At 68.2% G+C, this 23395-nt stretch carries 23 protein-coding genes; 19 read left to right on the forward strand and 4 right to left on the reverse strand.

Annotation, left to right across the window (positions count from 1 at the left end):
- Positions 1 to 88: 88 nt before the first annotated feature.
- Positions 89 to 379, forward strand: a complete 291-nt coding sequence (locus GBA63_RS15970; protein WP_166177638.1) for a hypothetical protein — start codon at positions 89 to 91, stop codon at positions 377 to 379.
- On the forward strand, positions 376 to 1086 hold the full coding sequence (locus tag GBA63_RS15975) for a glycosyltransferase (protein WP_166177640.1): 711 nt from the start codon (positions 376 to 378) through the stop codon (positions 1084 to 1086). Before GBA63_RS15970 ends, GBA63_RS15975 begins: the two co-directional genes overlap by 4 nt.
- 311 nt (positions 1087 to 1397) lie before the next feature.
- On the opposite strand, the gene GBA63_RS15980 is transcribed toward GBA63_RS15975, so the two are convergent.
- On the reverse strand, positions 1398 to 2366 hold the full coding sequence (locus GBA63_RS15980) for a chemotaxis protein CheB (protein WP_166177642.1): 969 nt from the start codon (positions 2364 to 2366) through the stop codon (positions 1398 to 1400).
- A gap of 194 nt (positions 2367 to 2560) precedes the next feature.
- On the opposite strand from GBA63_RS15980, the gene GBA63_RS15985 reads away from it, so the two are divergent.
- The 3 genes from GBA63_RS15985 (at position 2561) to GBA63_RS15995 (ending at position 9609) form a co-directional block, all read left to right on the forward strand.
- Positions 2561 to 5125: a CheR family methyltransferase gene (locus GBA63_RS15985; RefSeq protein ID WP_166177644.1), complete on the forward strand. Its 2565-nt coding sequence runs from the start codon at positions 2561 to 2563 to the stop codon at positions 5123 to 5125.
- Between the two features lie 63 nt (positions 5126 to 5188).
- Complete coding sequence (locus tag GBA63_RS15990; RefSeq protein WP_166177646.1) at positions 5189 to 8935, forward strand: PAS domain S-box protein; 3747 nt, start codon at positions 5189 to 5191, stop codon at positions 8933 to 8935.
- A complete protein-coding gene (locus GBA63_RS15995; RefSeq protein ID WP_166177648.1) occupies positions 8932 to 9609 on the forward strand; it encodes a response regulator in 678 nt (225 codons plus the stop codon). The genes GBA63_RS15990 and GBA63_RS15995 overlap by 4 nt, the downstream gene beginning before the upstream one ends.
- 253 nt (positions 9610 to 9862) lie before the next feature.
- On the opposite strand, the gene GBA63_RS16000 is transcribed toward GBA63_RS15995, so the two are convergent.
- Both GBA63_RS16000 and GBA63_RS16005 read right to left on the reverse strand, forming a co-directional pair.
- A complete protein-coding gene (locus GBA63_RS16000; RefSeq protein WP_166177650.1) occupies positions 9863 to 10990 on the reverse strand; it encodes an AI-2E family transporter in 1128 nt (375 codons plus the stop codon).
- Between the two features lie 82 nt (positions 10991 to 11072).
- A complete protein-coding gene (locus tag GBA63_RS16005) occupies positions 11073 to 11834 on the reverse strand; it encodes a helix-turn-helix domain-containing protein (protein ID WP_166177652.1) in 762 nt (253 codons plus the stop codon).
- Positions 11835 to 12034: 200 nt separating this feature from the next.
- Between GBA63_RS16005 and GBA63_RS16010 the strand changes: the two genes are divergently transcribed.
- The 14 genes from GBA63_RS16010 (at position 12035) to GBA63_RS16075 (ending at position 22743) form a co-directional block, all read left to right on the forward strand.
- On the forward strand, positions 12035 to 12316 hold the full coding sequence (locus GBA63_RS16010; protein WP_166177654.1) for a hypothetical protein: 282 nt from the start codon (positions 12035 to 12037) through the stop codon (positions 12314 to 12316).
- 277 nt (positions 12317 to 12593) lie between these two features.
- A complete protein-coding gene (locus GBA63_RS16015) occupies positions 12594 to 13127 on the forward strand; it encodes a hypothetical protein (RefSeq protein WP_166177656.1) in 534 nt (177 codons plus the stop codon).
- Positions 13128 to 13136: 9 nt separating this feature from the next.
- A complete protein-coding gene (locus tag GBA63_RS16020) occupies positions 13137 to 13535 on the forward strand; it encodes a phage holin family protein (protein ID WP_166177658.1) in 399 nt (132 codons plus the stop codon).
- Positions 13511 to 14467, forward strand: coding sequence for a DUF3618 domain-containing protein (locus GBA63_RS16025; RefSeq protein WP_166177660.1), 957 nt, complete (start codon positions 13511 to 13513; stop codon positions 14465 to 14467). The genes GBA63_RS16020 and GBA63_RS16025 overlap by 25 nt, the downstream gene beginning before the upstream one ends.
- Before the next feature lie 276 nt (positions 14468 to 14743).
- A complete protein-coding gene (locus tag GBA63_RS16030; RefSeq protein ID WP_166177662.1) occupies positions 14744 to 15298 on the forward strand; it encodes a hypothetical protein in 555 nt (184 codons plus the stop codon).
- A gap of 187 nt (positions 15299 to 15485) precedes the next feature.
- The gene (locus GBA63_RS16035) at positions 15486 to 16163 is read left to right on the forward strand and encodes an AIM24 family protein (RefSeq protein ID WP_166177664.1); all 678 of its coding nucleotides are present in this window, start codon (positions 15486 to 15488) and stop codon (positions 16161 to 16163) included.
- A gap of 36 nt (positions 16164 to 16199) precedes the next feature.
- Positions 16200 to 17123, forward strand: coding sequence for a diacylglycerol/lipid kinase family protein (locus GBA63_RS16040; RefSeq protein ID WP_166177666.1), 924 nt, complete (start codon positions 16200 to 16202; stop codon positions 17121 to 17123).
- A gap of 161 nt (positions 17124 to 17284) precedes the next feature.
- On the forward strand, positions 17285 to 18019 hold the full coding sequence (locus GBA63_RS16045; protein WP_166177669.1) for a Crp/Fnr family transcriptional regulator: 735 nt from the start codon (positions 17285 to 17287) through the stop codon (positions 18017 to 18019).
- A gap of 308 nt (positions 18020 to 18327) precedes the next feature.
- Positions 18328 to 18753 (forward strand): hypothetical protein, encoded by a 426-nt coding sequence (locus GBA63_RS16050; protein WP_166177671.1) that lies wholly within the window; start codon positions 18328 to 18330, stop codon positions 18751 to 18753.
- A 324-nt stretch (positions 18754 to 19077) separates the two neighbouring features.
- Positions 19078 to 19416 carry a hypothetical protein gene (locus GBA63_RS16055; protein WP_166177673.1) on the forward strand — a complete coding sequence of 113 codons (339 nt, stop codon included), beginning with the start codon at positions 19078 to 19080 and terminating at the stop codon, positions 19414 to 19416.
- Between the two features lie 137 nt (positions 19417 to 19553).
- A complete protein-coding gene (locus GBA63_RS16060; RefSeq protein ID WP_166177675.1) occupies positions 19554 to 20288 on the forward strand; it encodes a (Fe-S)-binding protein in 735 nt (244 codons plus the stop codon).
- Positions 20285 to 21739 carry a LutB/LldF family L-lactate oxidation iron-sulfur protein gene (locus GBA63_RS16065; RefSeq protein ID WP_166177677.1) on the forward strand — a complete coding sequence of 485 codons (1455 nt, stop codon included), beginning with the start codon at positions 20285 to 20287 and terminating at the stop codon, positions 21737 to 21739. Before GBA63_RS16060 ends, GBA63_RS16065 begins: the two co-directional genes overlap by 4 nt.
- The gene (locus tag GBA63_RS16070) at positions 21739 to 22395 is read left to right on the forward strand and encodes a LutC/YkgG family protein (protein WP_166177679.1); all 657 of its coding nucleotides are present in this window, start codon (positions 21739 to 21741) and stop codon (positions 22393 to 22395) included. Before GBA63_RS16065 ends, GBA63_RS16070 begins: the two co-directional genes overlap by 1 nt.
- A 12-nt stretch (positions 22396 to 22407) precedes the next feature.
- Positions 22408 to 22743 carry a DUF1330 domain-containing protein gene (locus GBA63_RS16075; RefSeq protein WP_166177681.1) on the forward strand — a complete coding sequence of 112 codons (336 nt, stop codon included), beginning with the start codon at positions 22408 to 22410 and terminating at the stop codon, positions 22741 to 22743.
- On the opposite strand, the gene GBA63_RS16080 is transcribed toward GBA63_RS16075, so the two are convergent.
- Positions 22740 to 23339 (reverse strand): DoxX family protein, encoded by a 600-nt coding sequence (locus GBA63_RS16080; RefSeq protein WP_166177683.1) that lies wholly within the window; start codon positions 23337 to 23339, stop codon positions 22740 to 22742. The two genes, GBA63_RS16075 and GBA63_RS16080, sit on opposite strands and share 4 nt — an antisense overlap.
- Positions 23340 to 23395: the final 56 nt, after the last annotated feature.

Consider the following 23395-nt stretch of genomic DNA (forward strand, 5'->3'; position numbering starts at 1 on the left):
CATCGTTCGGGCCATTTTCCGCGCGGCAGGGCGGCTCTTGTGCCGTGGATCACCGTCCGTGGCCCTCGATCCGGGGTATCTGTTGCATATGGATCACGCCCACAGACGAACGGAGCGGGCGAAAGACCGCGGCCCGGACGGGACGGCGCCGGCCTTCGCCGCGTTCGTCCTCCGGCATGCCGGGTGCGGCCGGGGCGCGTCCGAATCCAGGCTGGACGGCGACACGCTGGCGTGCTGGTGCCCGCCGTGCGGGGAATTGATGGTCTTCGCCCCGGAGGGTCGCGAGGACGGAGAAGGGCGGAAGAAGATCGTTCCTTCCGGCCGTGCCGACCAGGGTTTCGGCGACGCGAGGCCGGCGCAGCGGAGGAAGGCGCGGTGAGCACGGTCAGCGTGGTGATACCGGCTTTGAACGAGGAGCGTCTCCTGGGCGGCCTCCTCTCCGACCTCGCCGCCCAGACGAGGCCGCCGGACGAGGTGATCGTCGTCGACGCGGGCTCCGGGGACGGCACGGTCTCCGTGGCCAAACGCTTCCCGTTCGTCGAGGTTCTGCACAGCTCGCCCCCCGTGGCCGTCGGCAGGAACGCGGGTGGCCGGCGGGCAGGCGGGGGCGTCTTGGTCTTCCTCGACGCCGACGCCAGGCTTTCGCAGGGGTTCCTGGAGCGTTTCCTCGCGGCCTTCGAGGGCCGCGGGTACGACATAGCCTGTCCGCAATACTATCCGCACGACTCGACGTGGGCGGTGGAGAGATTCCACGACCTCTTCAACCTCACGACGCGGGCCTTCCAGAAGATCCTTCCGTCCGGGGCGGGGACGTGCATCGCCGTGCGGGGCCCGCTCTTCCGCGAGGGTTCCGGGTTCGATCCGGCCTACAAGTTCGACGACATAGAGCTGATCCGGCGCCTCGCCAGGGGACGGCACTTCGGCATAATAGAGGAGACGGTCTTCTTATCCGACCGCCGCTACAGGGAGGGTGGCGTCGTCCGCACGATGGCCCAGTACTCTTTCATGGCCCTCGTCTTCGCCCTCGGCCGCTTCGAGTGGGCTGACGCCGTAGACTACGAGATCGGCCGCCACGATCAGCCGTAAGGCCGAATTTGGACTTCGGGTCTTGAGGCCGTAGCCGAGGCCGGCCAACGGCGCGAAGAAGCGCCGATCTCCCGGAAGGCATCGGGCGGCGAACGCCGGCTACCGGCCAGCCCCTAAAGCGGTTTGCAAAGAGGTTGGGCCTCTTCGCGGGGCTATCAGCTTTCAGCCGTCAGCTTTCAGCAAAACCAAAAAGCTGACCGCTGAGAGCGGAGGCGAAGCCGGAGCGCGCTGATCGCTGACGGCGCGGATCGTGGAGGCGATGCCTCCACGATCCGCTTTAGGATCTGAAACGGAACCCCGATGCCCACAGCCTAGCCCTCCGTCATCACGCGCCGGATCTTGGTCGCCTGTTCCCGCGACTTTCGGGCCCGGGCTTGGAAGCGTTCGGAGGCGCGGGGTTGGCCACCGCTTTGGGCGCGGGCGGCGAGTTTTTCGGCCATCTCCGCGGCCTCTTCGAGGGCGTTGAGGGCGGCGTAGAGGGCCTCCTCCAGCGCCCCGTTCTTGCCTTCGAGCACGGCCTCGGCGGTGTAGGCATGGCCGACCCGGCAGCGGAAGCGAGTAAGGGGGCCGTCCTCGATGCCGTAGAGCGGGCCCGAGCACTCCGGGCAGGTGAAGCCGGAGAGTTTCCCGGGGTGGCGCCCGCCCTCGATGACCGAGGGCTCCAGGCCGGAGATCTTCGCCTCCAGCACCAGGTCTTCGGGCGCGGTATAGGCCCCGACCTTTTCGGCCGGCCCGCGGACGAGGCGGGCCAGCAGGGGCGCCATCTCACCGACCGGCGCGCAGTAGTCGACGTCGACGTGGCGCAGGGCGCTCTCGGGCATCGGCCGGAAGAGGGCGTCGTCCGGGTCCTGCACGACCGCGACGCCGCCCATGCGCTTTATCGCCACGAGCCCCGCCGTCCCGTCGTCGTCGGCGCCCGTGAGCACGACGCCGACCGCCCGCGGGCCGTACGCGAGCGCCGCCGTCCGAAAGAGCGGGTCGACGGCGGGCCGGTGGCCGTTCTCTTTCGGCCCGCGCGCGAGGCGCACGCGCCCGTCCTCGACGAGCAGGTGGAGCCCCGGCGGCGCGACGTAGACGCGGCCCCCCTCCAACCGGTCGCCGTCCTCGGGGTGGAAGGCCTCGAGCGGCCCCGCCCGGCCCAGGATGCGCGGCAGCGCGCTCGGCGCCTCTTGCGGGAAGTGGAGCACGACGAGCACCGCCGCGGGCAGGTCGGCGGGCAGGCCCCCGACCAGCGTCGAGAGCGCCTCGACCCCGCCGGACGATGCGCCTATTGTTATCACGTCGTGTCCCGCCAGAACCTCCCTCCGCGACGCGGAGTATAGTAAGTCTACGCCCGCGCGGGGGACCGTGGGCCTGTCGAGGAGTGTAGAATACACCAAATTATGTAGACGCCAGGCTTGTCGGCCAGCGTACCATGCATAAAATTGTGCAACCAGCGTGACCGGATCGGGCGTCCGATAGGGAGGGAGAGATCTTGGCGGAGGCCCAAAGAAACCCGAACCTCGTCGTCGTCGGCTCGTCGGCCGGCGGGATAGAGGCGCTCTCGACGCTGGTCTCCACCCTTCCCGAGGGTTTCACCTCGCCGGTCGTAATAGCCCAGCACCTGGACCCCGCCCGCGAGAGCCGGCTGCGGGAGATCCTCGCCCGCAGGAGCAGCCTGCCCGTGCGTACCGTGGTCGACCACGACCACCTGGAGGCGGGGGTGGTTTACGTGATCCCCTCGGACCGTCACGTCAACGTAACGCCGTCCGAGATAGACCTGCGGGTGGACACCAAGGGGCGGCCCAAGCCCTCGGTTGACATGCTCATGAGCAGTGCCGCCGAGGTCTTCGGAGAGGGCCTCGTCGCCGTGGTCCTGACCGGGATGGGCTCGGACGGGGCCGAGGGGGCAAGGGCCGTCCGCCAGGCCGGGGGAACGGTGGTCGTCCAGGACCCCGAGACCGCCGAGTTCGGCGCGATGCCGGGCTCCCTCGCACCCAACACCGTGGACATCGTCGCGGACCTCGAACGGATCGGCCCGATCCTGGGCGAGCTTCTCGCGGGCGTTCCCGTACGCGAAGAGCGGGTGCGCGAGGAAGAAGAACAATCCTTGCAGGACTTTCTCGAAGGGCTCAAGGAGCGCCACGGCGTGGACTTCACGAGCTACAAGACCTCGACCATCCTGCGGCGCCTCAAGCGGCGCATGGTCGCCACACACACGGGGACCATAGAAGACTACGCCTCCTACCTCGACGACCACCCCGAGGAGCTCCCGCAGCTCGTCAACACGCTCCTCATAAAGGTTACTCAGTTCTTCCGCGATCCCGAGCTCTTCGCACACCTGCGCGAGAAGGTGCTCCCCGCGCTCATAGAGGAGGCCGGGAGAGAGAACCGGCAGCTCAGGGTCTGGTCCGCCGGCTGCGCCACGGGCGAGGAGGCCTACACTCTAGCCATCATCCTGTCGGAGCTGCTCGGCCCGGAGGCCGCGCTCGCGGACGTGCGCATCTTCGCGACGGACATCGACGGGGCGGCCGTGGACTTCGCCCGCCGCGGGGTCTACCCGGCCGGCGCCCTCTCGGGGCTCAGCGAGGAACAGAAGGTGCGCTACTTTCTGGAAGAAGACGGGCGCTACGAGGTAAAGAAGCCGGTGCGCGGCATGATCGTCTTCGGCGAGCACGACCTGGCGCGCCGCTCGCCCTTCCCGCGCATAGACCTCGTGGTGAGCCGCAACGTCCTGATCTACTTCACCACCGAGCTGCAGCGGCGGGCCCTGGAGCTTTTCGCCTACTCTTTGCGCGACGGGGGCTGCCTGGTCCTCGGCAAGGCCGAGACGACCTCGCCCCTCTCCGAGTTCTTCGCGGCCCAGCAGGACCGCCCGCATAAGGTCTACCGCCGCAGGGGCAAACGCTTCCTGATGCCGAGCACGACCCCCACGCCGCCGCCGCGCTCCCGGCTCTCGCGCGCGGCGACGGCCGGCGGGTTCTCGGCCGATCTCAGGAACGCGGAGCCCAAAGTCCGCACCTCGGACGGGGGCCTCATAAACCGCCTGCCGGTCGGCGTGGTGGTGGTAGACCGGCGCTACGACATCCGGGACCTCAACGCCGCCGCCCGCGACCTCCTCTCCGTCCGAGGGCCCGCCATCGGGGAGGACCTGCTTCACGCCGTCCACGGGATGCCCTACGCCGAGGTGCGGGGCGCCATAGACTCGGCTTTCAGGGACGGCGTCTCTATCACGGGGGAGTTCTCCGTGGAGGACGCGACCTCGGGCGAGCCCCGCTACCTCCAGCTCGCCTGCCACCCCCACCGCGGCAAGGACAACAAGGGCCTCGCCGAGACCGTCGCCATAGTCGTCAACGACGTCACGGACATCGGACGGGAGCGGCGCGAGCTCGACGAGAGGCTTAAAAAGGCGGAGGCCGAGAGGTCGCGCCTGGAAGCACAGAACGGCCGCCTGATCGAATTCAACCGCAGGCTGGAGGAGGCGAACGGCGAGCTGACGAACCTCAACGACGAGATGCAGGCCTCCTACGAGGACACCCTGCTCGCCGCCGAGGAGGCCCAGGCCGCCACCGAGGAGGTCGAGACCCTCAACGAGGAGTTGCAGGCGACCAACGAGGAGCTTGAGACCCTCAACGAGGAGCTCCAGGCGACCATCGAGGAGCTGAACACGACCAACGACGACCTCCAGGCCCGCACGGCCGAGCTGCAGGACCTCGCCCGCGTGCGCGAGGAGGAGCGGCGTTCCTCCGAGGCGTCGCGCCGGCGCCTGGAGGCCATCCTCTCGGCGATGAGCGACGCGGTGCTCGCCGTGGGCTCCGGGCAGAAGGTCCTCTTCAGCAACGACGTCTTCACCAGGACCTTCGGCGACGGCCAGCCGGGCGACCCCGACGGGGGCCGCAAGCTGGGTTTCGCGGTGCCGCTGACCGAGAGCGGGGGGAAGATGCCGACCGAGGAGATGCCCCAGAGGCGGGCCGCGCAGCGAGTCGTTCGACATGCGCTTCGCCGTGGCGGAGGAAGGCGGCCCGCTGCGACACTTCGAGGTCAGGGGCAGGCCCCTTGACGGCGGCGACGGCGGCGGGGTGCTCCTGATCCGGGAAGCCCGGCAGGATTCGGAGTCGCCGCGGTGAGGTTCCGTCACGCGACGGGTGGCCTGCCGCGCGACCACCGGGACGTGGAGATAGAGCGCCTCAGGGCCCAGCTAGCCGAGGCGCGTACCCGGGAGGTCAGGGTCAGGGCCGAGGAGCGGGAGCGCTTCTCCCAGCTCTCGGCCGCCAGCAGGCGCTTCGCCCACTCCATGCGCTCCAGGATGGACGAGAAGCAGCGCCAGCAGCGCCGCCTGGACGCCCAGTACGCCGTCAGCCGCGTTTTGGAGGAGGCGGGCGACCTCGTCGAGGCCGGGCCCGGGATCTTCCGGGCCCTCGGGGCGGGCCTCGGGTGGGACGCGGGCGTGCTCTGGATCATCGAGAGCGGCGCCCTGCGCTGCGCCGGGATTTGGCGGCCGGGCGAGGTACCAGGCGGCTTCGAGGAGGCGTGCGGGGAATCGCGCCTCCGGCTCGGGGACGGCCTGCCGGGTCGCGTCTGGCGGCGGGAGGAGGCCTGCTGGGTCGAGGACGTGCTCGAAGACGAGGGCTACCCCATCAGGGAGGCGGCGGCCGAAGCGGACCTCAGGTGCGCCCTGGGGTTCCCGATCCAGGACGGCGGGCGCCTCGCGGGCGTCTTCGAGCTGCTAAAGAAGGATACCTCGCCCGTCGACGAGGACCTGCTGCGGGTGACCTACCTCGCTGGGCACCAGATCGGCCAGTTCGTCGAGCGCCGGAGGGCCGAGGAGGAGCGCGACCTGGCCCTCTCCCGCGAGCGGGAGGCCCGCCAGAGGATCGGCGGCATCTTGGAGAGCATCAACGACGCGTTCTTCGCCCTGGACCACGAGCTCAGGTTCACCTACCTCAACGACCGGGCCGAGGCGTTCTTCGGCAAACCCCGCCGCGAGCTGCTGGGACGCGACGCGTCCGGGGTGTTGCCCGAGGGCGAAGGCTCAGGGTCCTACGAGGGCATCGCGGAGGCCCTGCGCACGGGCGAGCCCGCCGGTTTCGAGGTTCTCACGCCGGTCACGGGGGCCTGGATCTCCGCGCGCGTCTACCCGAACTCCGACGGGGTCTCGGTCTTTTTCGAGGACATCAGCGAACGCAAGCGGTCGGAGGAGAAGCTGCGCGAGAGCGAGGAGCGATTCCGTCTCATGGCCGACGCCGTCCCGCAGATCGTCTGGCTGACCGACCCCGACGGGCGGGTCGAGTTCTACAACCGCCAATTCACCGCCTACACCGGCGTGCCCTACGAACCCGCGACCGCGGCGGAAGTCGTCGCGGACCACGTCCACCCCGACGACGTGGCCGCAACGCTCGAGGCATTCGGGGAGGTGCTGCGGACGGGCGGGACCTTGCTCGTCGAGCACCGCATCCGCTCAAAGGAGGGCGATTACCGCTGGTTCCTCGTGCGGGCCGAGCCGTACCATGACCCGCGGACCGGGGAGATCATACGCTGGTTCGGCGCCTCGGTGGACATCCACGACCGCAAGGTCGCCGAGGCCGCGCTCAGGAGCAACGAGGAGCGGTGGCGCGCGCTCGTGGACAAGGGCTCGGACGTCATCACCATAAGCGACGGCGACGGGACCGTCCGGTTCGCGACCCCCTCGATCGAGACCGTCTGCGGACACACGGTCGAGGAGTTCGTCGGCTCGAACCCGTTCGAGCTCGGCCGCATCCACCCGGACGACCTGGAACGGTGCAAGGAGGCCATGAGGGGGCTGGCAGACAACCCCGGCCGCAGCGTCGCCATCGAGCACCGCTACCTCCACAAGACGAAGGGGTGGCGCTGGCTTGAGGGGACGTTCACCGGGCTCTTCCACGACCCGGCCATCGGCGGCCTCGTGGCGAACTTCCGCGACGTCACGGAGCGCAAGGAGGCCGAGGAGGCGCTGCGCGAGAGCGAGGAGAAGTACCGCACCCTCTTCGGCTCGATAGATGAGGGCTTTATCGTCGTCGAGTTGGCCTTCGACGCGAAGGGAAGGCCTGCCGATTACCGCGTCCTGGAGACCAACGAGGCCTTCGAGCGGCAGACCGGTCTCGTCGACGCGGCGGGCAAGACCGCGCTCCGGCTCGCCCCGAACCTCGAGCTTTCGTGGATCGGCACCTACGGCGAGGTCGCGCTGACGGGCGAGCCGGTGCGCTTCGAGAGCTACGCCAAATCGCTCGACCGCTGGTGGAGCGTCTACGCCTCGCGCGTCGGCGGGGACGGCAGCAGCACGGTCTCCGTCGTTTTCGACGACATCACCGAACGCAAACGCCGTGAGGCGCACGCCGCCTTCCTGGCAGAAGTGCAGGACGCGTTCGCCCTCCCCTCGTCAGCCGACGAGATCATGCAGGCCGTCGGCGCGAAGGTCGGAGCTTACCTGAACGTAACCACCTGCAACTTCCTCGACGTCGACGAAGGGCGGGGAGAGCTGACGGTCAGCCACAGCTGGGAAAAGACGGACGTATCGGGCCTGATTCGGACGTTTCGCACGGAGGATTTCTTGACCGAGGAATTCGGACGGGCGAGTCGCGCCGGGGAGACGACCGTCGTGCGCGACACGCAGACGGACCCGCGCACCGACGCCCGCGCCTACGCCGAGCTCGACCTCGGCGCGTTCGTCGGCGTTCCTTTTCACCGCGATGGCGAATGGAGGTTCTTCCTCTCCGTCACCGACTCCCGGCCACGCGACTGGCGCGAAGACGAAGTCGAACTCTTTCGAGAGCTCTCGAACCGCGTCTTTCCGCGCCTCGAACGGGCCCGCGCGGAGGAGGCCCTGAAGGAGAACGACGATTGGCTCAGGCTCGCCCAGAGGTACGCCGGGTCGGGGACGTGGGAGTGGGAGTTGCGCACGGGCGAGATCCGCTGGTCGGGCGAGCACCGCGAGCTCTTCGGCTTCGACCCCTCTGACGAGCCCGTGGACCGCGAGGACTGGTGGGCCGCCGTCCACCCGGAGGACTTGCCCCGCATCGAGGAGGCCGGGCGGCGGTGCCTGGAGGAGGACGAGGAGTGGCCCGAGATCGACTACCGCATCTTCCGCAACGGGGAGATCCGCTGGATCGCCGCCAGGGGCCAGACCGAGAGGGACGAGGAGGGCAGGGCGGTCCGTATCCTCGGGATCTCCGTGGACGCCACGGGGCGCAAGGAGGCCGAGGAGGAGCGCGACCGGCTGCTGGCCCGGCAGTGGGTGGCGACCGCCGAGACCGCCGAGAGGGAGCGCATCAGCCGCGAGCTCCACGACCGCGTAGCCCACTCGATGGGCGTCGCCCACCAGAGCCTCCAGCTCCACGACGTCCTCGCACAGAAGAACGCAGACAGGGCCAGGGCCAAACTGGACCTCGCGAAGGAGATGACCAAGGCGTCGCTAGAGTCGACTAGGAACCTCTCCGCCGAGCTCAGGCGCCTGGACGCCGAGGATGGCCTGGAGGCCGAGCTCAGGTACCTCCTTGACGTCGCCGTGCCGCCAGGCATCCGGGCCGGCATCCGCGTGGAGGGCAACGAGGCGGACGTCCCCGGGCACGTCCGCGGCCAGCTCTTCCTGGTGCTGCGCGAGGCGGTTCGTAACGCCGTGGCACACTCGGGCTGCCATTCGCTCTCCGTCGGGCTCGACATAGGACCGAAAAAGGTGGTGGGAAGCGTGCAGGACGATGGGCGTGGCTTCGATACGACGGACGGCAACGGGGGCGTGGGCCTGCGGTCCATGAGGGAGCGGACCGCGCTGCTCGACGGCGGCTTCGAGCTTGACTGCCGGCCCGGAATGGGGACGCGGGTCGAGGTCTCCATCCCGCTGGCATGGGGGCAATGATGGAGAACGGGACCATAAAGATCCTGCTCGTGGACGACCACACGATGTTCCGCCAGGGGCTCAAGGAGATGCTCTCCACCGACGAGAAGATGCGGATCGTCGGGGAGGCCTCCGACGGGTCGGAGGCCGTCGCTCTGGCGGACGAAGAGGGGCCCGACGTGGTCATCCTCGACGTCGAGATGCCCGGCATAAGCGCGGCCGAGACGATGGAGGGCCTGCTCGGGCTCTCCCCCGCCCCGAAGGTGCTCATCGTCTCCATGTACGACAGCCCGCGCCTGGTGCGCGACCTGCTCGGGCGCGGCGCGAGCGGCTACCTCGTCAAAAGCGCCTCCATGGAAGAGCTCCTGACAGCCGTGCGCCGGGCCGCCGACGGCCCCCAAGGCCGGCGGGAGGAGAACGTGATCCTGGCCGTCCCCCGCGCCGTCCTGGAGAGGGTGAAGGGCGGCGACGAAGAGGGGCTCTCGGGCAGGGAGCAGGAGATACTCCTCCTCGCCGCCCGCGGCCTCTCCAACCGCCTAATAGCCGCCTCGCTCCACATCTCGGAAGCAACCGTCAAACGCCACCTCGCCAACGTCTACGAGAAGATGGGCGTAGGCTCCCGTGGCGAAGCCTCCCAGAAGGCCATGCGGGAGGGTTGGATCACCGCGGGCGACCTGACCCGCAACGACGGCTGAAAAGCTCGTCACAGCGGCTTTCACACCTTCTTGGCCACGGGACAGGCACGGCGGTCGTCCGTGGGGTAAAGACGCTTGTGGGTGTAAGGTTTAGAGGTATCAGGGGACCTATTACGCGGCGTGTAGCCCGGCACCACGACCGCGGTCGGCCCCACCCAAAGAGAACCGTGTCCGCGGCAACCTAAAGCGGATCGCCCCGCAAAGAGGCCCAACCTCTTTGCAAACCGCTTTAAAAGCCCCGGGCCGAAGCGAGCTACCGGAGGTGCCTCAGGGCCTTGCCGACAAAGTCAGGCAGTTTCCGGGACTTCGGCACGTGGGCCGGCGGGTTGGGGTCGGTGCCCATCCCGTCCATGCGGCTCACCCAGAGCTCGCGCACGAGCACCTGCACGACGGCCACCAGCGGGACGGCCAAAAAGACACCCACGATGCCAAAGAGCGTGCCCATCGTGAGGATGGCGAAGACGACGAGGGCCGGGTGGAGATCCACGGCCCGGCTCATCAGAATCGGCTGCAGGATGTTGCCCTCGATCTGCTGGATGATGATGAAGGCCAGGATCACGTACACGGCATCGAACGGGTCTCCCGAAACGAGCGCCAGGAGTAGGGGCAACACCACGGAGATCGTGGCGCCCACGTAGGGCACGAAGGAGACCAGGCCGCTAAAGATGCCCAGAAGTAGGGCGAACGGCACGTCTATGATCCAGAGCGAGACGGCCCAGAACACGGCGATAAAGCTCATGGCGGCGAGCTGGCCGATGAACCACCGCTGGACCGTGTGGTACAGCTCGTGCAGGATCTCCCGGGTCCTCTGCCGCCACCCGGCGGGGAAGAGCGAGACGAAGCCGGAGACCCACGGCTCGGGCCGGATGACGAGGTAGACGGTAGCGATGAGAACCACCAACCCCAGCGAGACGGCCGTGGCGACGGTCAGCCCCACGCCGGCCGCCGTCGAGACCGCGCTCCCGGTGAGCGCCTGGCGCCCGATCTCGGGCAGGCTCCCCCCGTCGAGGCTGATCCTGGCGCCCAGGCCGAAGAAGCCCTGCACCCTGTTGAACAGGGCCAAGGTCTCCTCCAGAAGCACCGGGAAGTCTTCCGCGAGCTCCCTGGACTGCTCCTCGACGACGGGGACGACCGCCAGGCCAAAGAGCCACACCGCCCCGGCCAGCGTCGCGATAACGGCCAGCATCCCCCAGGCCCGCGGCAGGCCCCGCCGGTGGAGGTAGTTGACCGGGGCGCTGAGTATGATGGATAGGAGTATCGTCAGCAAAAAGGCGAGCACGACCCCGGTGATCCGGTAAAAGAAGTACCCCCCCAGGAGCAGCGCGAAGACGAGCATGATGCCCCCGTATACCGTCCTCCCCGAAGAGGCGGGTCGCTCCATCTCGCTAATCCTCCAGACAACCCGATGGCGCCACCGGGGTCCCTACAGTATCTCCGATCCGGCCCCGGCCCACACCGCCGCCCTAGAGGGCCGGCATCGGTGTGACGCGACTGAGGGAGAGCCCGGACTCGTAGGCCAGTATGGTCCCGGAGTGCTTGGACTGCGCCCGCCTGAGCGCCACCGACGACCACCCTTCGACGGCCTCTTCGAGCGCGGCCGTCTTGACGACGAGCTGCTTGGCGTCGACGAGGCCGGCGAGCCTCTCCTGCTGCTCCAGCGCCGTCTCCAGCCCGACCTGCTTGACCCAGTCGAACGAGGCCCACACCGTCCGTCCCTCCCCCACGCCCTCCTCGATGAGCCGGCCGAGCTGGTCCTCTCGTCCTCCCAGGGGGTTCTCTTCCGGCCTCATGAGGAGCCGTCGCTCACGCTGCAGGCGCCCGGCTTCCAGACCGTTCTCCTCGAACCGGGCGATCAACTCCTCCGCCGGGCTGTCCTCCCCGCCATGAAACTTCACCAGCAGCCCGTCCCGGGCCTCGCCGACCCGGAAGAACGCGGCGTCCAGACGGTGCAGAAGTTCGAGGTTCTGGGCGATGGCGAGCACGTTGTCGGGAACCCGCAAAAAGGAGCCCAACTGCCCGACGAGCGTGGTCGGACGCTCCTTCTCCCTGAGAAAGTCATCCAGAGCATCCCGCCGCACGCGCCAGTGCTTGCCGACCTTCAGGCACGGCAGCCTCCCCTCCCGACACCAGCGCCAGATCGTGCTCTCCTTTACCCCGAGAACCCCCGCCACCTCTTCCGCGCCCAGTAACTCGATTCCCCGCCCGCTCTCCTGAGATACCGCCAATTCTCAAATCCTTCCCCGACACCCGACCACGCGCCCATTGTGCCCTACGACACCCTCCGCGGCGTGATCGTTACACCTTTAGATGCATTTTTACCGTATTTTGGTCTTGTTTAGTTGACTATACCTTAGTTTGACGTATGTTGATGTACGTAAAGGCAACGATTCGCCGCGGAGTGGCCGGGGCGACAGAGAGGAGAAGCATGACCGAGCAGCATGCGGCACCCAGGGTTCACACGCGTGAGCGGGACGGGGATCTGAGGGGTGCGGACACCCGGAAGGGCACGGAGACCAAGCCGTCCTTCAAGACCACCGAGTTGATCGTGTACGTGCTGGCGGTTGCCGGCGTGCTGATCGCCTCCGCGATCGTCGACAACAGCTTCGGCGCGGACCCGGCGTGGCGGTACGTCACGTACCTGACGGTCGGCTACATGATCAGCCGCGGCCTGGCGAAGGCCGGCTCCAGGTACCCCCAGGACGACTAAAGTTCGGGCGGCGATCTTGGAATCGGGCGGGGCCGGGGTATCTGATCCCGGCCCCGCCCTTTCTCGGCCGCCGGGGGCGAACGACGGGCTGCGGAAAGGGAGGCGAGTTTAGATGATACGGGTTCCTGGTGGGTGCCTGTTCTGGGTGCTGATCAGCATCGTCCTGAGCGTGGGCCTGACGGTCCTCGCGAACCTCGTCTTGGTCCTGTTTTGAACCGGGGGGCGTTAACGAGGTGTTTGTTGGTGGCAGTGGGTAGCGACTGAGAGGAGAAAGACCGTGGAGAGTAGCGAGACCGCGCAGAAGGCGAAGCAGCAGGGGCAGCAGTTGACCCGGCAGGCCCGGCAGCAGGCCGGGGAGCTTGCGACCCGGGGCGGCGAGCAGGTCAAGTCCCAGCTCGCGAGCCAGAAGCACGAGGCTTCGCAGAGGCTGACGCCCATACAGGTGGCGCTCAGGGAGACCGCCCAGCAGCTGCGCAAGCAGGGCCAGGCGCCGGTCGCCCAGTACGCGGACAAGGCCTCGGATCAGGTCGAGCGGGTCTCCGGCTACCTCCGGGAGACCGAGGTCGACGAGATGGTCGACGAGGCGCGCGGTTTCGCGCGCAGCAGGCCGGCCCTCTTTCTCGGCGGCGCCCTGGCGCTCGGTTTTCTCGGCGCCCGCTTCCTGAAGAGCTCCTCCCAGGAGGCCTCCAACGGCCAGCCGGTCGCGGCGCTCCCCCCCGCCGAGGCCGCCCCCCCGACGGCGAGGCGCACCCCGACGGCCGGCGGGTCCGTGGACGGGGCGGACCGTCCCGTGTCCCCCCGGGGAATCTAGGAGGCTTCGGTGCAGGGTAGGAACGGTAGGGACGACCGCACGCTCGGGGAGCTCTTCTCCGAGCTGGCGCGGGAGACCTCCACGCTCGTCCGCCAGGAGGTGAACCTCGCCAAGACCGAGATGGGTCAGAAGGCCTCGCGGGTCGGCAAGGACGTGGGCTTTCTGGCGGCCGGGGGCGTCTTGGCCTACGCGGGGCTGCTGGCGATCCTCGCCGGGTTGATCGTGCTGCTCGGACAGGTCATCCCCATGTGGCTCTCGGCCCTCCTGGTCGGGCTCGTGGTGGCGGCCGTCGGCTACTTCCTGATCAAGAAGGGTCTGGACGCCCTCAAGAGGGAAGACCTGGCACCGCGGCAGACGATAGAGACGCTAAAGGAGGACCAGCAATGGATCAAAGACCAGGCGAAGTAGTGCGGCGGGACCCTCTCGGGGGCGGCACCCCGGGGTTCGACCCGGCCACCGACGCCTTCGATCCCGACGCGGTGAGAGACCCAGCGCTCGGCGGGGCGGACGTAGATCGGGTCGAAGTGGATCAAGTCGAGGTGGACCGGGTCGAGGTGACCAAGGTCGAGATCGAGCGCACCAGGGCCGACATGAGCGAGACGGTGGACGCCATCCAGGAGAGGCTCTCCCCGCAGAACCTCAAGGAGCAGGCGAAGGACAAGGTTAAGGAGGCAACCGTGGGTAGAGCCAGGGAAGCAAGGTCCGGCGTGGTCGAGACCGTCAGGGCCAACCCGCTGCCGGCGGCGCTGACGGGCATCGGCCTCGGCTGGCTACTGATGAGCGCGCGCCGGCAGAGCCCGCAGCCGCGCTACCGGGACGACGTCTACCGTTACCGTACCCCCACCAACGAGTACGCCCGCGAGGTCGACGAGTACCCGCTTCATGAGGGCGAAGCGGCGGACGGCTCCTCGGCGGGCGAGTCCCTCGGGCGCGCCAGGGACAAGGTCGGGGAGACCGCCACCCAGGCCCAGGACAAGGCGCAGGACGTCGCCGGTCGTGCCCAGGACAAGGCGGGGGATCTCGGCAGCCGGGCGCGAGACGGGGCGAGCCGGCTGGGCAGCCAGGCCAGGCAGCAGGCCGGGCGGGCAGGCGGAGGGTTCCAGCGGATGCTCAACGAGAACCCCCTGACCGTCGGCGCGCTTGCCGTCGGCGCCGGCGCGGCGATAGGGCTCGCCATTCCCGAGACCTCCAAAGAGCACGAGGTCATGGGCGAGGCCCGCGACACCGTCGTGGAAAAAGCCCAGGAGAAGGCCCAGGAGGCCCAGCAGAGGGTCCAGCGGGTCGCAGAGGAGGCCCAGGGCGCGGCCCAACAAGAGGCCGAGAACCAGGGTCTGAAGTAGAACGAACCCCAGGATAGCGAGCGGGCGCGGCCGGTTTCGGCCGCGCCCGCTCTTCTTTAGAGGGGAGGGCGGATGATACGTTGGGGAAGGGGCAACCGCGGCGGCTGTTGCGTGGTGATACCCATAGGTTGCCTCACGTCGGTGGGGCTGGTGCTGCTGTTCGCGGGTCTTGCCGTCGCAAGGATGCTGTAGAGGCGTCGGACCGGGGCGGGAAGTTCCCGCCTTCTCCGAAACGGGTACGAGGTTCCATGAAGTGAGCCAACGAGAGGAGCGCGAATGACCGAAAGAGGCATAGACAGGATGGAGCAGGCGCCGGAAGAGGCCAGGCAGCAGTGGCTCGGCATGCTGCAAACGCTCGCCGAGCAGATCCAACGCCAGCAGCAGACCTCGCAGCAGATGACCCAGGAGATGATGGAGACCTACATGCAACTCCTGCAAACCCCGGGCTCCTACCTCTCCGGCCAGGCCGAGCAGCAGCAACAGACCCTCCAGCAGACGGCCCAGCAGTGGATGGAGCAGGCCCAGCAGCAACGGCAGACCTTCCAGCAGCAGGCCCAGCAACAGCAGCAGGCCTTCCAGCAGATGACCCAGGAGGTGATGAGCACCTACGCGCAGCTCTTCAACATCCCCCTCTCCTACGCCCAGAAGGGCCTGCGGGACACGGGGTTCCCGATCCAAAACTACGACGACCTGAACGCGGACGATATCATCAGGCGTACCTCCGGCCTCTCCGCCGAAGAGCTTCGGGTGGTCCGCGACTACGAGGAGCGCAACAAGAACCGCGAGACGGTGCTGGAGCAGCTCGACCGCAGGATAAGGTCGGGTTCCTAACCGGCCGGTCCCGCAGGGGACCCGAAGAAGGTGACCACGCGCGAAGGGAGCCGGCGCGGGGATCGCGATCCCCGCGCCGGCTCCCGCGGTCCGGGCCGTCTTACGGATGGCGTAAAAGAGCGACCTTCGGGTACGTGCCCGTTGGCCGGGCCCTCGAAGGGCACGACTACCGATTGAGAGGCGACCCATGGACGAGACGAACCTGAACCAGTTCAAAGAGGTGACCCCCAGCGGCACCTTCACCCTGCAGAACTCGTCGCTGCTCAAGGTCCGGCTGGACGGGAACTCCGTGCAGGCGAAGCTGGGCTCGATGGTCGCCTACCAGGGCGGGGTGCGCTTCGACCACAAGGGCGGGGGCCTCGGTCGGTTCTTCAAGAAGGCCCTCACAGGTGAAGGCGTCGACCTGATGGTCGCCGGGGGGACCGGGGACCTCTTTCTGGCGCACAACGCCCGCAAGATCATGATCCTCGAGCTCGAAGGCGAGACGATGACGGTCAACGGGGACAATATCCTCGCGTTCGAGGAGGGCGTGGACTGGGACACCGTCCCGCTGGCGGGGGCCGGGAGGCTCGCCGGCGGGGCGTTCAACGTGGTGCTGCAAGGCACCGGCAAGGTGGCCGTCACGGCCCAGGGAGATCCGGTCCTGCTCGACACGAGCACCCCCACCTCCGCGGACCCCGACTCGGCCATAGCGTGGAGCGGCGGGGTGCACACCCGCGTCAAGAGCGACGTCTCCTTCAACACCTTCCTCGGGCGCGACTCGGGAGAGACGTTCCAGATCGCCTTCGAGGGCCCTGGCTGGGTCCTGATACAGCCCTCCGAAGGCCCCACGGTGCCCCCGCACACCCACGCCAGGCAGGGCTGACCCGTCGCTTCGCCGGAGGGCCGCGCCGGAGCAGAGATGAAAAAAACACGCGACACCACCACGGCGGCCGTCATCATCGGAAACCCCAACTCGGGTAGCGCGGGCGACGAGGGCTATCTCGAGGGTTTCGCCGACACCCTGCGCGCCGGCGGCCTCACGGTCGAGGTGCTGAACACGGAGCGCCCGGACCACGCCACCGAGCTCGCCGCCGCGGCCGGCGACCGACTCGTGATCGCCGCCGCGGCCGGCGACCGACTCGTGATCGCCGCCGGGGGCGACGGGACGGTGAACGAGGTCCTGAACGGCCTCTCGGCGGGCGCCACTTTGGGCATCCTGCCGCTCGGCACGGCGAACGTGCTCGCGCGGGAGCTCGGGCTGCCGCTGGAGCCGCAGGGGGCCTGCGAGAGGATCCTGACCGGCTCGGCCTCCCGGATGGACGTCGGGGTGGCGACGGACGACGACGGGGCCGAGCGACGCTTCGCCTGCATGGCCGGCATCGGCTTCGACGCCGACGTCGTGCGCGAGGTGGGCCCGCGCCTGAAACGCTACCTCAGGTCGCTCGCCTTCCCGCTCGTCGCGCTGAAGGTGTTCTTCCGGGGCGACAGGCCCCAACTGCACATCAAGGACGGCGACACCACCCACGTGGTCCAGTACGCCGTCGTCGCCAACGGCCAGTACTACGGGGGAGACTTCGAAACGGCGGAGGACGCCTCGCTGAGGAGCGGGGAACTCCAGGTCGTCCTCGTCGAGAAGGTGGGGCACCTGATGCGCCCCGACGTCCTGGCCCACGTACTGGCCAAGAAGCCCCTGGACCGCACCATGAAGTCGTTCGCCTCGGGCCGGGTCGTGGCCGAGTCCCCCTCCGGTGGACGGGTCCCGGTGCAGATAGACGGCGAAGTCTGGGGCCGCCTGCCCATGTCCTTCCGGATCGAACCGGCCGCCGTGGCCGTGATCCGTTAGAGCAGTCGCCCCGGCGAAGAGCGCCCAGCTTGGACGACGCTGGACACATCAAGACACATAAGTTACTAATATACGGTACACTACGAGCACGCTAGACACGCTTGCACGCACGGTTGCACGCACGGGTCGATTCCCTTCCCCGGCACGGGGAGGCGCTCGGGTTGCGTTTCTGCAGAAGGAGAGAGACGGCGAAGATGGCGATGTCGCAGGAAGAGCAGGTACGTCTGCTCTCGATGGTGGACATCCTCGAGCCGCTTTCGCCCGAAGAGTTGGAAGAGTTGGCCCGACGAGCACCGGACACATACCTCGACGAGGGAGAGATCCTCTACACCCCCCAGGAGACGGGCGAGAAGCTGTTCATACTCAAGAAGGGCAGGGTGCAAGTCTACGAGATGAACCCCGAAGGGTCGGAGATCACGCTCTCCGTGGTGGAGAGCGGGGCCGTGTTCGGGGAGATGACCCTGACCGGCCAGAGCTTCCGGGGGGTGTACGTCAGGGCGCTCGCGCCCTCGTACGTGTGTTCGCTCGGGTTGCCGGACTTCGAGGGCCTGGTGATGAGGAACCCGCAGGTAGGCCTGAGGCTCGTGAGGGTGCTCGCCGGGAGGCTGCGCCAGTCCGAGCTTCGCATGGCGGACCTAGTCCACAAAGAAGTCCCCGCCCGCCTCGCCACCCTGATCCTGACGCTCGTGGAGAGCGAGGGGCTGGTAAGCGGCGAGAGCTACAGGATAGCCACCCGCTACACCCACGAGCAGCTCGGCACCATGATCGGGGCGAAGCGCGTGGCGGTGAGCCGGGCCTTCTCCCACCTCAAGGAAGCCAGGGCCGTCGAGTTCAAGAACCGCTACATCCACATCACCGACATGGAAAAGCTCCGGGAGGTCTCCACGGCCGGCTAGAGGGCCGCTAGCTCCACCCTCTGGCCTCGCGCAAGACGGGACGCCTGCCCGCCGGCGGGGGCTCACCCGGGCGAAAACTACCGAACTCGCCAACGTAAGTGTGTTTTGTATCACAGGATACGGCGATCTCGTCCCCCCTATATATTGTGGTGGCGGGTGAAAAGTGACGCCCATCAAGAGATGGGCTGGGAAGGGGAAACTCAACCTTCGGGTCGGCGCTTTGCCGTGCCGGGCCCCTGCCACGGCGGGGCCCGACCCGGGGGTGGTTCCCGGCGGAAAGCATGCAAACTCGGGAGTCTGGAGGTCCGGTGATCCGCAACGAGGCAAGACGCGACCCCTACAGAACGCTCGTGGAGGCGGCCATCAAGGTCCAGGAACGGAACGTGAGGGTCACCGTGGACATGCTCGACATGCTAACCGGTCAGGCCGGGGCGACCCGCGCCTTCCTGGAGCACTTGAGGGAGCAACAGGAGGCCTTCTGGGCGCTGGCCGAGGGATCGTTCAAGACCTGCCTGGGCCTCCCCCACGACGGGGCCCCGGAAGGAGAAGCCCCCTCCACCGGCCACCGTGATTCGGGGTTGCCCGTGGAGGACTTCGACCGTCTCGGCGTCGAGGAGCTGGGCCGCAAGCTGGAGGGGCTCTGCGCGCGGGACGTCGAGAGGCTCAAAGACCACGAGAGGCGCACGGGGAACCGCCGCGCCGTGATGGAGCGCCTGGACCGCGCGCTCGTCTAGGGACCGCGGGACGCTTAAGAAAGGAGAGGCAGGGATGCGTTCGGATGAGGCCGTGGTGGGCAAGAAGGTGCGGGTACTTCCTCAACACCGGCGGGAACAGTTTCGGGGGCATCGGGCACGATCCGTCAAAGGTACGGCGCCCCGGATTACCTGGCCCTGGACGTGGAGTTCGGGGACGGGAGATCCGTGCTCTTCTGGCACTACGAACTCGAGGAGATGAATGACGCGTCGACCCTCGACCGCCGCTAGCGGCAGGGTCTCGGCCAGGGGAGGGGGTCCCGAACGCGGGCCCGCGTCTCCGACAAGCGAGGAGAGGTTCGTATCGTGTACTGGTTGATAGTGGCGCGGGAAGGCTTCCGCATGCGCGTGTGCACCGTCCGGGGCGAGGACGCTATGCCGGTCTTCAGCCGGGAGGGAGATGCCGCCTCGTTTCTGCGGGTCGCGGGCCTGGAGGACGGTTGGTGGGCCAGGGAGACCAGCCTCGGCGAGCTCGTCTCCCTGCTTCTGGGTCCCTACGCGGGCGTCTCGAGGATCTTGCTCGACCCCCCAGCCGGGGACGCCGGACCGCCGGAAGGCGCCGCGGGCGTGGAGCGTAGGGCTTTCGTGGATCACCTGATGCGGGACTCCCGGGCCGGTGCGGCGGAGGTGGGCGCGGGCCGCTAACCGGGTGCTCCGTCGGGCGGTTCGGGCGATGAGGCCCGGGGCGGCGGCATAGGCTATCATTCGGCCGAAACCGAGAGGCGAGGAGGCCGTTTGACCCGCACCCGTAGGCACGCCGTTACCGCCCGGGGCCCGCGAACGTGCGCGTAGCCCTCTTTATAACCTGCTTCAACGACACGCTCTTTCCAGAGACGGGCAGGGCCACCGTCGGGGTGCTGGAGCGGCTCGGTCACGAGGTCGAGTTCCCCATGGAGCAGACCTGTTGCGGGCAGATGCACTTCAACACCGGGTACCAGAGGGAGGCTATTCCGCTGGTCCGTCGCTTCGTCGAGGTCTTCGAGCCCTACGACGCCGTCGTCGCCCCCTCGGGCTCGTGCGTGGGCATGGTCCGCGACCTCTACCCGATGGCCGCCGACCTCGCCGAAGACGCCGACCTGGCGCGCCGGGTAGCCGACCTCGCCCCCAGGGTGTTCGAGCTCTCCGAGTTCCTCGTAAAGAAGACGGGCGTCACGGACGTCGGGGCCTACTACCCGCACCGGGTCACCTACCATCCGACCTGCCACTCCCTGCGGATGCTCAAGGTCGGGGATGCGCCGCTGGAGTTGTTGAGGAACGTGCGGGGAATGGAGCTCGTCGAGCTCGGCGAGGCGGAACAGTGCTGCGGGTTCGGGGGGACGTTCGCGGTAAAGAACGCCGAGACCTCGGCGGCCATGCTCGGGGACAAGATCCGGCGCGTCCTGGATACGGAGTCCGAGGTCTGCACCGCCGGGGACAACTCCTGCCTCATGCACATCGGCGGCGGCCTCAGGCGCCTGCAGGCGGGGATAAACACGGTCCACCTGGCCGAGATACTCGCTTCCACGGAGGAGAGATGACCATCAAACCGCCAGACGCCTTCTCCCCCGGCGAGACCCCGACCTTCGAGGCCTCGGCGAAGACGAGCCTCGCCGACTCCCAGCTACGCCGCAACCTCGGCAAGGCGACCCAGACCATCCGCCGCAAGAGGGCGGCGGTCGTCGAGGAGATGCCCGACTGGGAGGAGCTGCGCGAGGCGGGCCGCGCCCTCAAGGAGCGCACCCTGCGCCACCTCGACGCGTACCTCCTGCAGCTGGAGGAGTCGGTGACGAAAGCGGGCGGCGTCGTCCACTGGGCGCGCGACGCCGACGAGGCGAACCGTATTATCTCCGGCATAGTCAGGGAGAAAGGCGCGAACGAGGTCGTAAAGGTCAAGTCGATAGCCACCGACGAGACCAAGCTCAACGAGCACCTGGAGTCGGAGGGCATCCACGCGTTCGAGACGGACCTCGCGGAGCTCATCATCCAGCTCGCCGGGGAGACCTCGTCCCACATACTGGTGCCGGCGATCCACAAGAACCGGGCGGAGATCCGGGAGCTGTTCCTGCGCGAACTCGACGTCGAAGAACTCTCAGACGAGCCGAAAGACCTCGCGAACGCGGCCCGCCTCTACCTGCGCAAGAAGTTCCTGAACGCGAAGGTCGGCATCTCGGGGGCCAATTTCGCCGTCGCGGAGACGGGCACCGTCGCCGTCGTCGAGTCCGAGGGCAACGGCAGGATGTGTACGACGCTGCCGCCGGTCCTGGTCACCCTGATGGGGGTCGAGAAGATCGTACCCGCGTGGCGGGACTTCGAGGTCTTCATGCAGCTCCTCCCCCGCTCCTCGACGGCCGAACGGATGAACCCCTACACCTCGTTCTGGACCGGGGTATCCGAGGGGGACGGCCCCGAAGAGTTCCACCTGGTCTTGCTCGACAACGGGCGGACCGACGTCTTGGCGGACGAGATCGGGCGCCAGACCCTCAACTGCATCCGGTGCTCGGCGTGCCTGAACGTCTGCCCCGTCTACGAGCGGACCGGCGGCCACGCCTACAACTCCGTCTACCCCGGTCCTATCGGGGCGATCCTGACGCCCCAGCTCGTCGGGATCGGCAAGCCGGGGTCTGACTCCCTGCCCTACGCGTCCTCGTTGTGCGGGGCCTGCTACCAGGTGTGCCCCGTCAAGATCAACATCCCCGAGGTCCTCATCCACCTGCGTGGCAGGGTGGTCCGCCACAAGCAGGACAGGGGCGGCCTGCGCGAGAGGCTCGATCCGGAGAACGCGGCGATGCGGGCGATGGCGAAGGCCTTCTCGGACCCCGAGCTCTACGAGAACGCCCAGAGGCTCGCCAGGGTGGGACAGTGGCCGCTCGTCCGCGGCGGCAAGATCGGCAGCCTCCCGGGGCGTCTCGCCGGCTGGACGAAGGTGCGCGACCTGAAGCCCGTCCCGAAGCAATCCTTCCGGGAGTGGTGGAAGGAGGAGCGGGGCTAGTGGCGAGCGCGAAAGAGACGATCCTGTGGCGCGTCCGACGCGCCACCCGCGACGTGCCGGAAGACGAGAGGCCCGAAGACGTCGCGGTCGCACGCGGCTACCGCAAGGAGGGGGAAGACGCGCGGGCCGAGGTCGTCGACCGCTTCGCCGCCCACGTCGCCGAGTACGAGGCGACCGTTCACCGGGTGGCGGAGGACGACCTGCCGGGCGTCGTGGAGAAGATCCTGGCCGGCCGCGGCATACAGCGGCTAGTCGTCCCCCCGAAACTGCCGCAGTCCTGGGTGCCCGATGGCGTCGAGGTCTTGCGGGACGCGGCCAGGCCTCGCCTCACCAACGAGGAGCTAGACGGCGCGGACGGCGTGCTGACCGGCTGCGCGCTAGGTATCGCCCAGACGGGCACCATCGCGCTCGACGCCGGGCCGGGGCAGGGCCGCCGGGCGCTCACCCTGCTGCCGGACTACCACCTGTGCGTGGTGCGCGAGGAGCAGGTGGTGGACCTCGTGCCCGAGGCGTTCGCGAAGCTGGAAGAGGCCGTCGGGGTCGAAGGCAGGGCCGTCACCTTCATCTCCGGTCCCTCCGCGACCTCGGACATCGAGTTGAACCGCGTAGAGGGCGTGCACGGGCCGCGGGTGCTAGAGGTCCTGATCGTCGGATGAGAGAAGGATAACGTGAGCTTTTACGCCCTCAACCTGTTCGACCTGGCGGACAACGACTCGTACCTGCGATACTCGCGCCGCTCGCCCGCGGCGGTCGCGAAGCACGACGGGCGCGTGGTCGCCCTGGGGCTGCTGGACGAGGCGCTCGAGAAGGAGCCCGACGTCGAGCCGCGGAGCGCCATGATCCTGGTCGAGTGGGCCTCGCGCGAGTCGTTTCGCTCTTTTCTGGAGGACCCGGAGCTCGCCGACCTACACCCGCTGCGCGAAGACGGGACGCGCAACTACCTGTGGTGGACCTACGAGAGCCTCGACGACCTCAGGCCGTTGTTCGCGGCCGGGGACCGTTAGGGACGTTTTTTCGGGGGCGGGTTTGAGACCCGCCCCCGACGGGCGGGGGCGGAAGAGGCCGGGTTGTTTTTGGTTTGTTCCTTCTCCTGGGACTCGGTTTGCCTGGCGCCTTCTATACCTTCCGGGTGGGCCGTGAGGCCGCCGCCGCGGACGGTGGCGCCTATTATTAGGCCGGCGCTGACGAGGACTATGTTCTTGATGATGTACTGGCCTTCGAGGGTGGGGGCGTAGGGGAAGGCGGTGAAGACCTCGCCGGGGAAGAGGAAGAGCGGGGAGGCCGCGCCGACCATCTGGAAGGCGAGGAGGAGCAGGGTGAGGCGCATGAGCCGGCCGGAGATCAGGCCGAGCCCGATGGCGCATTCGAGCGTCGCGAGCAACACCAGGCTGACGCTTCCGGGCAGGAGGCCGAGGGTGAGCACGTCTATGGTGTCGACGGCCAGCGTCTGGGCGGGGCTGAGGCCGGGGAAGAACTTGAGCAGGCCGAACCAGAGGAAGACTACGCCCAGAGCGACGCGCAGGATGACGACGCCGTGGCGGGCCATCCAGTGCGTGATCCCGACGTCCACCGACTCTAGCGGGCCAGGCAACGTTCTCATCGCGCAAACCTCCGTAAGGGCTCGACCGCTGGCACAAGTATCGTACGCGCCGGCGG

Origin of the sequence: Rubrobacter tropicus, assembly GCF_011492945.1 — a bacterium.
GTDB classification, from domain to species: domain Bacteria; phylum Actinomycetota; class Rubrobacteria; order Rubrobacterales; family Rubrobacteraceae; genus Rubrobacter_D; species Rubrobacter_D tropicus.